This is a genomic window from Pontibacter saemangeumensis, from assembly GCF_039541895.1.
GTDB classification, from domain to species: domain Bacteria; phylum Bacteroidota; class Bacteroidia; order Cytophagales; family Hymenobacteraceae; genus Pontibacter; species Pontibacter saemangeumensis.
The window spans coordinates 202,807-216,752 of record NZ_BAABHC010000029.1; the positions used below are offsets into that span (position 1 = coordinate 202,807).

At 53.1% G+C, this 13,946-nt stretch carries 13 protein-coding genes; 12 read left to right on the forward strand and 1 reads right to left on the reverse strand.

Annotation, left to right across the window (positions count from 1 at the left end):
• The first annotated feature begins 15 nt into the window (after window positions 1-15).
• The 8 genes from ABD920_RS19305 (at window position 16) to ABD920_RS19340 (ending at window position 5,709) form a co-directional block, all read left to right on the forward strand.
• Complete coding sequence (locus ABD920_RS19305) at window positions 16-426, forward strand: energy transducer TonB (RefSeq protein ID WP_345161308.1); 411 nt, start codon at window positions 16-18, stop codon at window positions 424-426.
• Window positions 427-449: 23 nt separating this feature from the next.
• Window positions 450-902 (forward strand): DUF5606 family protein, encoded by a 453-nt coding sequence (locus tag ABD920_RS19310; protein ID WP_345161310.1) that lies wholly within the window; start codon window positions 450-452, stop codon window positions 900-902.
• 64 nt (window positions 903-966) lie between these two features.
• Window positions 967-1,272 carry a hypothetical protein gene (locus ABD920_RS19315; protein ID WP_345161312.1) on the forward strand — a complete coding sequence of 102 codons (306 nt, stop codon included), beginning with the start codon at window positions 967-969 and terminating at the stop codon, window positions 1,270-1,272.
• Between the two features lie 274 nt (window positions 1,273-1,546).
• Window positions 1,547-2,821 carry an aspartate kinase gene (locus tag ABD920_RS19320; RefSeq protein ID WP_345161314.1) on the forward strand — a complete coding sequence of 425 codons (1,275 nt, stop codon included), beginning with the start codon at window positions 1,547-1,549 and terminating at the stop codon, window positions 2,819-2,821.
• Window positions 2,822-3,014: 193 nt separating this feature from the next.
• Window positions 3,015-3,191 (forward strand): hypothetical protein, encoded by a 177-nt coding sequence (locus ABD920_RS19325; protein ID WP_345161316.1) that lies wholly within the window; start codon window positions 3,015-3,017, stop codon window positions 3,189-3,191.
• Window positions 3,192-3,298: 107 nt separating this feature from the next.
• Window positions 3,299-4,072 (forward strand): enoyl-CoA hydratase-related protein, encoded by a 774-nt coding sequence (locus ABD920_RS19330; protein WP_345161318.1) that lies wholly within the window; start codon window positions 3,299-3,301, stop codon window positions 4,070-4,072.
• Window positions 4,073-4,577: 505 nt separating this feature from the next.
• Window positions 4,578-5,054 (forward strand): Fur family transcriptional regulator, encoded by a 477-nt coding sequence (locus tag ABD920_RS19335; RefSeq protein ID WP_345161320.1) that lies wholly within the window; start codon window positions 4,578-4,580, stop codon window positions 5,052-5,054.
• 16 nt (window positions 5,055-5,070) lie between these two features.
• Window positions 5,071-5,709, forward strand: coding sequence for a peroxiredoxin (locus ABD920_RS19340; protein ID WP_345161322.1), 639 nt, complete (start codon window positions 5,071-5,073; stop codon window positions 5,707-5,709).
• Between the two features lie 320 nt (window positions 5,710-6,029).
• On the opposite strand, the gene ABD920_RS19345 is transcribed toward ABD920_RS19340, so the two are convergent.
• A complete protein-coding gene (locus ABD920_RS19345; protein WP_345161324.1) occupies window positions 6,030-8,504 on the reverse strand; it encodes a family 16 glycosylhydrolase in 2,475 nt (824 codons plus the stop codon).
• A 492-nt stretch (window positions 8,505-8,996) separates the two neighbouring features.
• Between ABD920_RS19345 and ABD920_RS19350 the strand changes: the two genes are divergently transcribed.
• From ABD920_RS19350 to ABD920_RS19365, 4 genes are all read left to right on the forward strand, one after another.
• Window positions 8,997-10,247 carry a 3-deoxy-D-manno-octulosonic acid transferase gene (locus tag ABD920_RS19350; protein ID WP_345161326.1) on the forward strand — a complete coding sequence of 417 codons (1,251 nt, stop codon included), beginning with the start codon at window positions 8,997-8,999 and terminating at the stop codon, window positions 10,245-10,247.
• Window positions 10,244-11,167: a ribosome small subunit-dependent GTPase A gene (gene rsgA / locus ABD920_RS19355; RefSeq protein WP_345161328.1), complete on the forward strand. Its 924-nt coding sequence runs from the start codon at window positions 10,244-10,246 to the stop codon at window positions 11,165-11,167. Before ABD920_RS19350 ends, rsgA begins: the two co-directional genes overlap by 4 nt.
• A 219-nt stretch (window positions 11,168-11,386) precedes the next feature.
• Window positions 11,387-13,204, forward strand: a complete 1,818-nt coding sequence (locus ABD920_RS19360; protein ID WP_345161330.1) for an ABC transporter ATP-binding protein — start codon at window positions 11,387-11,389, stop codon at window positions 13,202-13,204.
• A gap of 146 nt (window positions 13,205-13,350) precedes the next feature.
• Window positions 13,351-13,878: a hypothetical protein gene (locus tag ABD920_RS19365; protein WP_345161332.1), complete on the forward strand. Its 528-nt coding sequence runs from the start codon at window positions 13,351-13,353 to the stop codon at window positions 13,876-13,878.
• The last annotated feature ends 68 nt before the right edge of the window (window positions 13,879-13,946 follow it).

The following is a 13,946-nucleotide window of genomic DNA, read 5'->3' on the forward strand; positions in this document are numbered from 1 at the left end:
TAAATGTTTACCCTTATGAAAATCAAAATCTCGTTTTTGTTTCTTTTCTTTGCCCTGGCAACCTTCTCCGCCTTGGCCCAAACAGATGGCCAGAAGCCTGATGCGGCGCAGGAGGAAGAGAAAAAAGTCTGGGTTCCCAGCCAGGTGATACCGGTGGCTGAGCACTACGAAGGCGGCCTGGAGGGCATGTACAAAGCCATCGACGACGAACTGCAGTACCCGGCACTGGCAAAGCGCAACCGCGTGCAGGGCGAGTGCCTGGTAAGTTTTACACTCAACGAGGATGGCTCTACCTCCAACTTCAAGGTGTTGCGCAGCCAGGGAGCGGGCACAGGCGAGGAAGCCGTGCGGGTAGCCAAACTGCTGAAGTTCAAAGCTCCCGGCTATTCCCTCGATACCAGCATCCCGATTTTATTTAAACTCTAACGAATAACAGATTACGCTTTATTATGCCTATTGATTTAAGACAAGTTGCCGCCATTTCTGGCATGAGTGGACTTTTTAAGGTCGTGAAACCTACGCGCACAGGCGTTATCGTGGAAAGCCTCGAGGAGAACCCGAAAAACCTGGTAGCGCAGGCGCGCCACCGCATGTCGCTGCTGGATGAGATCTCGATCTACACCACCGACGAGGAAGGCACTGTGCCCCTTGCCAAAGTATTTGACCTGATGCACCAGAAGTACGGTGACGCGCTGCCGCTAAGCGACAAGCCCGGAAACGAGGATTACAAAAAACTGCTGGCCGACGTGCTGCCCGAGTACGATGAGGAGCGCGTGTATATATCAGACATGAAAAAACTCGTGAACTGGTACTACATCGTGAAGAAATTCGTTGGTTTCAAAGAAGAGGAAGCAGCCGCACCGGCAGCAGAGGCACAGGATAGCAAAGAAGAAAAGGCATAAACATAAAGCCCTCCGCAACCGGGGGGCTTTTTCGTTTTCGTCATCGATTTTCCCATCATACAGCATGCCGTATTCCCCCGCCATCCTGACAAGCGCCACCAACCACCTGCAAAAGGTTTTTGAGGTGGACAGCCTCCCTTCCAAAGACCTGGAGGCGCTGCATTACAAAATTGCCCACCTCGTGCAGCACCTGCTCCAGACGGATTTTAACCGCCTGTTGCACCTGCTCTACCGCATAGATGTGGAAGAGCGGAAAGTAAAAGAGGCCCTGCTAGCCGAAGAGCCCGAGATTATAGCCGAGCGGCTTTCCCGCCTCATCCTGAAACGGGAACTCCAGAAGGCCGAGATCCGCTTCCGCTACAGCTCCTAATTACAAACAGTTCTATATGCCGGGCTCATGAAGCCGTTACTGTTTTGGGGGATTCTCTAGCTGCGAGAAGCATTATATATAAACAGCCCGTTGGTCGCAGCCAGATAGAAGTTCCCCCTTCATCCCAAGCCATATATAGCTACGTTGATTCTGGCAGAGGCTCCGTAGTCGCTCCCGCTCACGATATAGGGGTTGCATCGCGAAAGCTTGATCAACTGAAGCGAAGGATGCCGTTGGTAGGCTTTATTCAGAACAATGCCTATTTTTATGCCATATGAGCAAAGAAAAAATCAAAGTATATAAGTTCGGGGGTGCCTCCGTAAAAAACGCGGAGGCATTCCGCAACGTGGCCCACATCGTGCGCGCGTATGGCGGGGAGCGGCAGTTGCTGTTGGTGGTATCGGCAATGGGCAAAACGACCAATGCCCTGGAGCAGGCCTTGGACCTGGCCTACAGGCAACAGGATTTTGAGGCGGTGTTCCAGCAAAGCGAAGCGTATCATGCTGACGTGCTGCAGGAGCTTTTCCCGTCACCCGATAGCGCGGCCCACCGGCGCATAAAGCAGCTGTTCGACGAGCTGCGCAGCGCCCTGCAACGCATCAGCTCATCCGACAATTACGACAAAGCCTACGACCAGGTGGTGAGCTACGGCGAACTCATATCCTCTGCCCTGCTGCATCATTACCTGCAGGAGCAGGGCCTTTCCAACACCTGGGTCGATAGCCGGGAGTACATCCAAACCGACAGCACCTGGCGCGAGGCCAGAATTGACTGGCCCGGTACGGAGCGCCTCATCAAGCGCGACCTGCCGCCTTTGCTGGAGCAGCAGCTGGTGGTGACGCAGGGCTTTATCGGTGGCACCGGCGAGAACCTTACCACCACGCTTGGCCGGGAGGGCTCAGACTTCAGCGCGGCGATTTTCGCCTATGCCCTTGATGCCGCCGAAATGTGCATCTGGAAGGATGTGGAGGGCCTGCTGAATGCTGACCCGAAATACTTCCCGGATACAGTCTGCTACCCCGAGATTTCTTACCAGGAAACGGTGGAGATGGCTTATTACGGCGCCTCCGTCATTCACCCCAAAACCATCAAGCCCCTGGCAAACAAGCATATCCCGCTGTACGTAAAGTCGTTCCTGCACCCGGCGGGCAAGGGCACCAGAATAGGTGACTGCCGTTTTGAGAAATACGCCCCTGCCTATATCATCAAAGAGAACCAGTGCCTTGTTTCGTTCAGCGTGAAGGATTTCACCTTCGTGTCCGAGCAAAACCTTGGAACGATTTTCAAGGCGCTTTCAGAGGTGCGCATTAAGATCAACCTGATGCAGAACTCTGCCATCTCCTTCTCCATTTGCGCTGACTACCACCCGGAGCGCCTGCACCGCCTCATCGGGACGCTGCAGGATCAGTTCATCATCCATTACAACACCGCCTTAACGCTCTATACCATCAAAAACTACGACGCAGAGAGCTTAAACAGGGTAATAGGAAAGAAAGAAGTGCTGCTGGAGCAGCGCACCCGCACCACCTGCCAGTTCGTGTGCCGCTGATGTTAATATAATATGCCCTATATTTATTTTTTAAATCTATCCACATCTTTTGCGGAATACCAAAACTTTGTGTTTACTTTGCGTATACAAAAGGCCCAAGTGAAACCGACTGCCGCTGTGCGATTGCTTTACCTCTAACACTACTATGCAAACTGCTGAAAAATTTACCATTACTTTCTTCTTTAAACTTCTAGTGCTCTTCGTTCTTCTGATTACAGGTGTTGTGTTCAAAACCACCGATTTAACGCAACCGGTAGATGCACAAAACCTGAAGCCTTCGCGGCCATCAGTAGCGATAGACCCGGACTCCGAACAGATGCAGCAGTTGTATTTCAGGATGGTCAGCAGCGAATCGTCTGCCTCCCTTTAGTAAGACCGCTTTTCGTTCAGATGCTGCCCACCCCATCAGGTGGGCTTTTTTATGCTTTTCAGGTAAAAGCCGTACATTCGGTATATCACCAGAGACCAAGAAAGAACATGGATTTTATACAAGTAGACCCGCAGGCGAGGCAGCATGTCGCCCTTATTCAACTGAACAGGCCCAAAGAGCTGAACGCCCTGAACCTGCAACTGATGAGTGAGCTGCGCGACGCGCTCAGGCAGCTGGATGAGGAGGAGCACGTGCGCACCATCGTGATCACCGGGAATGAGCGCGCCTTTGCAGCCGGCGCCGACATCAAGCAAATGGCCGGCAAAACTGCCATCGACATGCTGAACGTGGACCAGTTTGCCACCTGGGACCAGATCAGGAAAACAAAAAAGCCTGTTATCGCGGCAGTGTCCGGCTTTGCGCTGGGCGGCGGCTGTGAGCTGGCCATGACCTGCGACATGATCATCGCCTCTGAGACAGCTCTGTTCGGGCAGCCGGAGATAAAGATCGGGGTGATGCCGGGGGCTGGCGGCACACAGCGACTCACCAAAGCCATCGGGAAGGCCAAAGCCATGGAAATGGTGCTGACGGGCAAGTTCATGACGGCCGCCGATGCGGAAAAGCACGGCCTGATCAACCGGGTGGTGCCAGTGGAGCTCTTCCTGGAGGAAGCCCTGGAGCTGGCAACGCAGGTGGCGCAGATGTCGCCGGTGGCGGCGCGGCTGGCCAAGGAGGCTGTGAACCGCGCTTTTGAAACGCAGCTGGACGAGGGGCTGCATTTCGAGCGAAAGAACTTCTACCTTTGCTTCGCCTCCGAAGATCAGACCGAGGGAATGAACGCTTTTGTGGAGAAGCGCAAGCCTGCGTTTAAAGGACGCTGATAACTCTTTATTTTTTTGCCTTTGTGAGAGATCTGAATGCAAACCTATGCAGACCTCTCACGCTTCCATACCCTTAGCTATTCTTTTCCTGGCTTCACCGCTTTCCGAAGAAGCCGGTTTAGATAGGACCCCGCTCCCATATAGCAGCATTAACATAAATAGGACGACTTTAGCCTGAAGACCTTGCCCTCATCCTCCTGCTATATGCTGAGCCCTCTCTGGAGCGACAGCCTGTTCTGGCCATTCCACTCCTCCCCTCCCCCGGTAAATTCCTGCTTCTATATCGACAGCATCCATTCTTAAAAGCAGGGAACAGGACTTACTCAACGATAAATTATCAGCCTTTCAAAATTTATCTGACCCACAAGCCGCTGGGAGTTAGAACCTTAATCAGCGCGAAGAGACTACCCGTTTTTTTGATAATCCTATACGCTTGCAGGGGCAGTGTTTCTGACTTAATTTTGCACCAAAATTTACTAAATAAGAATTTTTCTTACTTAGAGAGATGCAGAAATCCACCCACCGACATACACTGCGCGAGCGCCTGCTGGCGTGCGGCCTGAAGGCGACGCACCAGCGCATTGTGGTGTATGAGGCGCTGCTGGAACTGCATGGCAAACACCCGATGGCGGAGGAGGTGTACCAGCTTCTGAAGCCCGCCAACCCCAGCATCTCGCTCGGGACAGTATATAAAACCCTCGACACGTTCGCGGAGGCAAACCTGATCCATAAGGTGCTGTCGGAGGAGGGCGGCAAACGCTTTGATGCCAATGCTTCGGCGCATAGCCATATATACTGCAGCAACACCCGGGAGATCGTAGATTTTGAGGACGAGGAATTGGACGCGCTGCTGCAGGAGTTCCTGCAACGCAGAAACCTCGGCAACTTCGAAATCAGGAGCGTCTCAGTGCAGCTGACAGGGAAGAAGGTGGAGCCGGAAAAGCAAATCAGCATAACACGAGTACCTAAAATAGATTTATAACTTTAAAATTTAAAAAATGGCAGTTTTAGTAGGTAAGAAGGCTCCGTCCTTCAAAACTACAGCCGTAGTTAACGGTGAAGAATTCGAGGAAAATTTCTCATTAGAGCAATACCTTGGCAAGCAGCACGTGGTTTTCTTCTTTTATCCAATGGACTTCACGTTTGTGTGCCCGACGGAAATCCTTGCTTTCCAGGACAGATTAGCAGATTTTGAGCGCAAAGGCGTGGCCGTAGTAGGCTGCTCCACCGACACCCATATGTCGCACTTCGCGTGGCTGAACACGCCACAGGAGCAAGGCGGCATTCAGGGCGTTACCTACCCGCTGGTGGCGGACGCCGCGAAGACCATCTCGCAGAATTTCGATGTGCTGGCCGGCCACTACGACTACAACGAAGAGGGTGAGGTTACTTTTGTGGGCGAGCCGGTTGCTTACCGCGGCCTGTTCCTGATCGACAAGGAAGGCGTGGTGCGCCACCAGGTAGTGAACGACCTGCCACTCGGCCGCAGCATCGATGAGGCGCTGCGCATGGTGGATGCCCTTCAGTATTTTGAGAATAACGGCGAAGTTTGCCCGGCGAACTGGGAAGAAGGCGAACTGGCGATGGAAGCCACGAAAGAAGGCGTTTCCTCGTACCTTGCCAACAGGCTCAACTAAGCTAATACAGCTTTAGTTTTATATCAGAAAAGCCACTGCAATTGCGGTGGCTTTTCTGATTTAACCATTACCCGATCACTTCTCATGAATTTTTCAGCCATCGATAAGATGCGTAACAAGAAAATCATCTTCCTCATTTTCAACTCCGATACAATATTATCTGTTCCTCTGTAAAAAGGAACAACCTGTAGAGCCGAACACTTTAAAATCAGGAAATAAATTATCTACCAAAAAAGATTTAGAATACAGTTTAAGTGTAGGTTGGAGAATAGTAAAACAGTCCCCGATTTAGCCCAGGGACTGTTCAACTGTTCATTTTATTATTGAATGACTTGCCGTAGATGGTATTCCTGATTATTTACTCTAAGCTTTAGCAGGTATAACCCCGGTTCTTTCAGCTGCCTGTTAAGCTGTAAGGTATGGGTTCCGGAAGAAAATGTAGAAGCCGGCAATTGTTCGATCACCTTGCCGCGGGTATCATACAACGTAACCTGTACGTTGCTTTCCTCGGGCACCACCACTTTTATATAGAAGTCGCCTCGGGATGGGTTCGGGAAAGCCTGTACGGCCGTGGCACTGGAGGTGCTAATCTCAACATTCTGGGTCATGCTGGCACCCATACTAGCCGCTGCGCCGGTGCATGTGACCGTGTTCTTAGACGGATCGTACGTCAGCGTGCCATGGGTAACGCTGTTCACGCAGAAGTCTACGGTTACGGTGCCTTTGGCTTTACCGGTCGTTACGATGTCCACGGATCCGTTCGCCCCGGTAGTTCCGCTTTTTGTTTCGGTGTAGGACCCGGAAAAGGTACCGGAGACAGTTGCGTTGGGCACAAGGTTACCAAGGTTGTCTTTAACGGTCACGGTGGCCAGGCCGTATTTACTTCCGCCCCCGGCGCTGACAGTGCCTGTAACGATAGAAGAAACAGACAGTGAGGCAGCACTGCCGCTCTGGCCCGTAACCGAAACGCTACCCGACGTTGTGGTTGCGCCTGCGTTATCTGTAGCCCTTGCATTAAGCGAGAATGTGCCCGTGCCAATCACCCAGTTGATGCTGTAAGGACTGCTGGTGTCTGTCCCAATTAAGTTGCCGTTCTCAAAAAACTCCACCTTTGTAATCGAGCCATCCGAATCAGACGCATTTGCAGAAACAGCAACTGAGGTGCCTGCCGCAAACGTAGCCCCGCTGGAAGGGGAGGTAATGGAAACAGTTGGAGCAGCGTTAGCCGCGCCTGCCTGATAACTGTCGAGGTTGTCGAAATAGTAGGTGTCACCTGTTAAGGAATTGGAGGCGAAAAGCAGGATTATTTTTGTAACCCCTGTGTTAGAAGCCGATGGGTCCGGCCTGTCAAGCAATGAAAAGGGGATGCGTTGCCACTGGTTCCTCACCGTCGTTTTACCAGAATACCGGCTGTGTCTTCCTGTGGGATAATTGCTAGAGGTGGCTGTGGAGGTTTCTAACTGAAGTATTATCTCGGTGCCTACAGGAGCACTTGTGTACACATCGATATAGAATTTCTTGCTCTTATCGGAGTATAAGCTGGCATCGGCGATGGTCGTGACATTATACGTAAGCACATCATACAACTCAGCGGAGTTTCGGATATACTTACCTGACATGGTTGACGTATTCACCCCACCAGGAGCCGGGTTCGATACCTTTGTGAGGGTGCCGGTGTAGGTGCCGATGGTAGCAGTAGCGGGCTGGTCGAAGTTTTCGAAGCTGTACTCCTTCGAGAAAGGAGGCTCCACCTCAACGGAAACGCTTAGTTGCTGGGAGCCACAGGCAGCTGAAAAAGAAGCGGTCACGTTGCCGCTCGTATTCCCGAAGTTCACCACCACATTGGGCGTGCCCTGTCCCGAGACGATCGTAGCCCCGGCCGGCACGGTCCAGTTAACCGATGTACCGGCGGTGAGGTTCCCGATGCTGTAGCTAACGCCGGTTTCCTGATTCAGCACCACTCTTTTGCCGGAAGCGTAAGGCTTAAACCCGTTATATACCCGCACGTAGTCCACGTCCATGCTCTTTGGGAAGATGCTGTCATCCACGGGGCCACCCAGGTTGCCGCCCACCGCCATGTTCAGCAGGAAATGAAAGCGCTGGTCGAAAGGCCAGTTATATGGAGAGAGATCCTGGGTTGTTTTCGTAAGGTAAAGGATGTCATCCACAAACCAGCGGATTACACCCGGCTCCCACTCGATCGCGAAATTATGAAAGTCATCTGCAAAGGTGCCGGAATTCAACACAAAGTTAGCGCCCTGGTGCTTGTTGTTCGGGTAAGGGTCGCCGTAGTGGATGGTGCCCAAAACTTTATCAGGTTCCGCAGCCACAAATTCCATGATGTCGATCTCGCCGCTTTGAGGCCAACCGCCATAGGCTTCATCAGTTGGCAACATCCAGAAGGCAGGCCAAAGGCCCTTGCCTGCCGGAAGCTTTACCCGAGCCTCAAACCTGCCGTAGGTCCAGTCTCCTTTGCTGATAGACCTGATCCTGCCCGATGTGTATGCTTTAGACTGCACCCTTTGTTTTTTGGCGGTAATGTGGAGCTGGCCGTTGGTCACGGTTACATTGCTCTCCTGGTAATACTGCAGTTCGTTGTTTCCCCATCCGCAAACTCCTTCTGCACAGCCATCCCCAATCTGATAGCTCCATTTGGTTTGATCTAATGCAGTGCCATTAAACTCGTCGGCCCAAACAAGCGATGGGCATTGCGCATTAGTAAGGTTTGAGCAGAGTAGTGCTGCACATAGCAAGGTAATTGCTTTTACCCACTTTCTGTAGATGTTTCTCATCATGATCTGACATTTAATGTGTTGTACATAACTGATGGGTTAAATGTACTTGCATAGTACCAGATTATTAAATATAAGAGTACATCAGAAATACATCATATAGAGGTCACGACTACTACATTAATTCATCATATCGTGCTTTTGATACATCAGACACACATTTATAGTAATCATAAAAGTGATGAATCACTTTTATGATTACATCTATGCGCCTCATCTCTGTCTGTGGTAAAGCATAATTATGGCTTACGTTATTAGGTTAAACCTCCCATTATACCCGTCCAAATGTAACTGCAGAAGCAAACACCTTATATAGATTTCATCTTATACAACTTGCCTTCAACTGATTTACCTCCCATAGCATCTGCCCTCTCAAAACTAAACCTCCACTAAACGGCCCAATACCTTATATTTGCAGCAGGAAAAAAGCAGGCCTCACACCGTCTTCGGACGTGTGAACGTGGCCCTGCAGCGCATGAAGGTTATATATAAAATTTGAAGTTACTCTACGACATCGGTCTGAAGGCATATGAGGCAGCCCTTGCCCTGGCCGCTCCTTACAACGGGAAAGCGAAGCTGATGCAGCAGGGGCGCGAACAGCAGTTTGAGCGGCTGCAGCAGGCCCTGCAGGGGAACCGGTCGCCGGTGGTGTGGTTCCATTGCGCTTCGCTGGGTGAGTTTGAGCAGGGTCGGCCGGTGATCGAGGCGTTCCGGGAGGCGTTTCCACGCTATAAAATCCTGCTGACCTTCTTCTCCCCGTCCGGCTACGAGGTGCGCAAAAACTACAGCGGCGCCGATTATATCCTGTACCTGCCCTTCGACAGCGAAGAGAACGCTTCCCGGTTTATTCAGCTGGTGCAGCCAAAGCTGGCGGTGTTTGTGAAGTATGAGTTCTGGCACTACTACCTGCAGCAGTTGCAGCAGCAGCAGATCCCGGTGATTTCCATCTCGGCCATCTTCCGCAAAGAGCAGCTGTTTTTCAAGCCCTATGGCCAGTTTTACCGCAACATCCTGAAGCGCTTCACCCATATATACACCCAGAATAACCAATCGCTGGAGCTGCTCCGGCGCATAAACGTGCCCCATGCAAGCGTGGCCGGCGACACCCGCTTCGACCGGGTGCTGCAAACGGCGGCCTCCGTTAAAATCCTGCCGCTGGTAGAGGCGTTCGTGCAGCAGCAACAGGTGTTCGTGGTCGGCAGCAGCTGGCCCGCCGATATAGAAGTGTTGAAGCCCCTCATCTCTCAATACCGTTCAAGTATCAAGTTCATCATTGCGCCGCATGAGGTAAACGAGGGAAGCATCAGCGAGGTGATGCAATTGGCTGGCGAGGGCGCCGTACGCTTCTCGCAGGCTACGGAAGCGGAGGTGGGCCGTTACCAGGTGCTGGTGATCGACAACGTGGGCATGCTGGCATCGCTCTACAGCTACGGCACGTACGCCTACATTGGCGGTGCCTTCGGCAAAGGCCTGCACAACACGCTGGAGGCAGCGGTTTTCGGTTTGCCGCTGTTCTTCGGCCCCCGTTACGACAAATTCCAGGAGGCAAGGGACCTGGTGGAACTGGACTGCGCCTTCCCGGTGAAGAATTCTTTGGGGCTGCTGCAGGCTTTCGGGAAGGTGCACAACACGCCTGAGTTCCGGCAGCGCATCACCGAGAACGAAAAACGATACGTAAAACAGCAGGCAGGCGCCACCACCAGGATCATGGAGGATATAAAGCGCCTGCTCACAGAGAAGGCATGAAAGGAGTAGTAGTAAAATCGACTGGTTCGTGGTATCTGGTGCGCGATGCGGAAGGCAACCTGCACCGGTCGCGCCTGCGCGGCAAGTTTAAGCTGAAGGACTTGAAAGTCAGCAACCCGCTGGCCGTGGGCGACCGGGTGGAGTTTGACGTGGAAGACACCGGCGAGGACACCGCCGTCATATATAAAATAGAGGACCGCGAAAACTACATCATCCGGCAGTCGACGCATAAATCAGCCCACGCCCACATCATCGCCGCCAACCTGGACCAGGCCCTGCTAATCGTGACGCTGGTCTCGCCGCGCACCTCGTTCGGGTTCATCGACCGCTTCCTGGTAACGGCTGAAGCCTACGAGATTCCGACCGTGCTGGTCTTCAACAAAACCGACCTGTACGACGAGGACATCCGAAACTACCAGCGCCAGATCAGCCAGATGTATGGGCAGATCGGGTATAGCAGCATCTCCGTTTCCGCAGCAGAGAACCAGGGGATGGATGCGCTGCTGGCGCTGCTGCATGGCAAAACCTCTCTCCTGGCCGGCCACTCCGGCGTAGGCAAGTCCACGCTCATCAATTTGCTGGTGCCCGACCTGGAGCTGAAAACCTCCGGCATTTCTGATTTCTCTGACAAAGGCGTGCACACCACCACGTTTGCGGAGATGTTCGAAGTAAGCAAGGACACCTATATCATCGACACGCCCGGAATTAAGGAACTAGGCATTGTGGACATACCCCCTGCCGAGTTGAGCCATTACTTCCCGGAGATGCGCGAGCGCCTGAACCAGTGCCGCTTCCACAACTGCACCCACTTTAACGAACCTGGCTGCGCGGTGCTGGAGGCCGTGCGCCGCAACGAAATCTCCCTCACCCGCTACGAAAGCTACCTCAGCATGCTGCACGGCGTGGACAACAGGAAGTAAACCGGCTGCTGCCGGCTGGTGCATCCCTTGCCGGAATGCATATAATCAGCTCTCAAGATCGTCTCTTTCTCCATCAGAATCCTTACCTTTGTAAGATTTAGAGGAGCTGCGGCATTATTAGCATCCCTTTGATGTTGCACCACAGCACCCACTGACGCAGCTCCCGTTTTTACCGGGCGAATGACTGTCTCATTACATATATAAAGCAAAGTTTCATTAATGGCAAAACGAGGATTCGGGCTAAGTACAGAGCAGGAGAAAGAAGGACGGAAAAAGATCAGTAAAGAGAGTTTTCGCCGGGGCCTGCAGATATTTGGCTACGTTCTACCCTACAAGTTCAAGTTCATCACCGGCCTTGTTTTCCTGTTGTTCTCAAGCCTGACGTTCATGGCTTTCCCTTACCTGGTGGGCAAGCTCGTCGACTCCTCTATCGGCAACACGGAGGGGCCGCTGCTTGACATCAACCTGATTGCGCTGGGGCTTTTTGCGGTCATCATCCTGCAGGGCATTTTCTCCTTTTTCAGAGTCTACTTTTTTGCGCAGGTAAGCGAAAACGCCGTGGCCGACATCCGCCGGGATCTATATAGCAAATTTGTGCTTCTGCCGATTTCTTTCTTTGAGAAAAGGCGTGTCGGGGAGATCACCAGCCGCATCACCACCGATGTGGCGCAGGTGCAGGACGCCATGTCCATTACCCTGGCCGAGCTTTTCCGGCAGACGACCACCCTGCTGGTCGGGGTGATCATCATCATGTGGGTGTCTATTAAGCTGTCGCTGTTTATGCTGGCTACCTTCCCGGTGCTGGTGGCGCTGGCGCTGGTGTTTGGCCGTAAGATCAAGAGCCTCTCCAAAAAGACGCAGGACGAGCTGGCAAACACCAACGTGATTGTGGAAGAGACGCTGCAGGCCATTAACACGGTGAAGGCGTTTACGAATGAGATGTTCGAGATTGCCCGCTACAAATCCACCCTCAGCAAAGCCGTGACCACGGCCCTGTCTGCCGCCTACTACCGGGGCGCGTTCATCACGTTCATCATCATCGGCCTGTTCGGCGGCATTATCCTCGTGATCTGGTACGGCGCTACGCTGGTGGCCAACGGCGAGATTGCCCCCGGCGACCTGATTTCGTTTGTTTTATATACCGTGTTCATCGGAGCCTCCGTGGGCGGCCTCGGGGAGATATATGGCAAGGTGCAGGCGGCGCTGGGCTCTACGGAGCGCATCCTGGAGATACTGCAGGAGGAGGAAGAGCCAACAGACAAAGGCGTGAAAACCCTGAGCGAGGTACCGAAGCTGCACGGGGATATAGCCTATCACAGTGTGGCGTTCTCCTACCCCACACGCACCGATGTGCAGGTGCTCAACGACATGAGCTTTACCGTACGCGCCGGGGAGAAAGTGGCCCTGGTTGGCCCGAGCGGGGCCGGAAAATCCACCATCGTGCAGTTGCTGATGCGCTATTATGATGTTTCCGGCGGAAGCATCACGGTCGACGGCAAGGACATCCGCGACATGAACCTGACCACGCTGCGCAGCAACATCGGCATTGTGCCGCAGGAGGTGCTGCTGTTCGGTGGCACCATCCGGGAGAACATTGCCTACGGCCGGCCGGAGGCAACTGAGGCCGAGATTGTGGAGGCTGCCCGCAAAGCCAACGCCTACGACTTCATCAAGTCCTTCCCCGAAGGGTTCGACACGCTGGTGGGCGAGCGCGGCATCAAGCTGTCGGGGGGGCAGCGCCAGCGTGTGGCCATTGCCCGCGCCATCCTCAAAAACCCGGTTATCCTGATCCTCGATGAGGCCACCAGCGCCCTCGATTCCGAGTCGGAGCAACTGGTGCAGCAGGCCATGCACGAGCTGATGCAGAACCGCACGACCATTGTCATCGCCCACCGCCTGGCCACCATCCGCAAGGTAGATAAGATATTGGTGATTGACGGCGGCGAGATTGTGGAGGAAGGCTCGCACAGCCTGCTTTCCATGAACCCGGAGGGAATTTATGCGAACCTGCTGAAACTGCAGTTTGAGCTGAGCTAAGCTGCTTTATATATAATTTTGAAAAAATCCTGCCTGCGCTAATCCGGCAGGATTTTTTATTTTATACTTTTACCATTGCTGCACGGTGCGGCACAAACCAAACAGACCCCAAACCTACAGCGGCTCCTTTTTGCCGCTGCTTCTATATGATGCTGAAACACACCCCAAAGGCACTATTCACTCTCTGCCTTTTCCTGCTGCTGCTCCCTGCCCGGCTCCTGGCGCAGGAGTTCACGCAAAACTTCAGGGCCCTGAATGCTTTTTATGTAGAGGCGGGCGGCAACAGCGACACCTATTCCATCAATTACGACCGGGTGGTATACCAGCAGGAGATGGTAAAAGGGGCCATCCGCATCGGCATGGGCACCAACCTGTTTTTCATGGAGGGCGAAGAAACCGTATACCCCATCGTGCCCGTGGAGGCCCTGGCCTTGGTTGGGCGAAAGCGGAAGCATTTTGAGGGAGGCCTTGGCTACACCCACCGCTTCACCGACAACCCCGAACTGCTTCAGAACATGTACTTCGCCCGGCTGGGCTTCCGCTACCAGGTGCCCAAAGGCGGACTGCTGGTGCGGGTGGCTGTGACGCCTTTCATCTCCCCGGATAAGAACTCCCGCACACCCGGTGTCGGCGTTATCCCGCGGTTAGGGTTTAGTCTAGGAAAAAGCTTTTAAAACAATTCTTAACGCAGTCCGGTCACAAACTGTACTTGCAAGCCCCGACGCAATGCGCCTATATATAG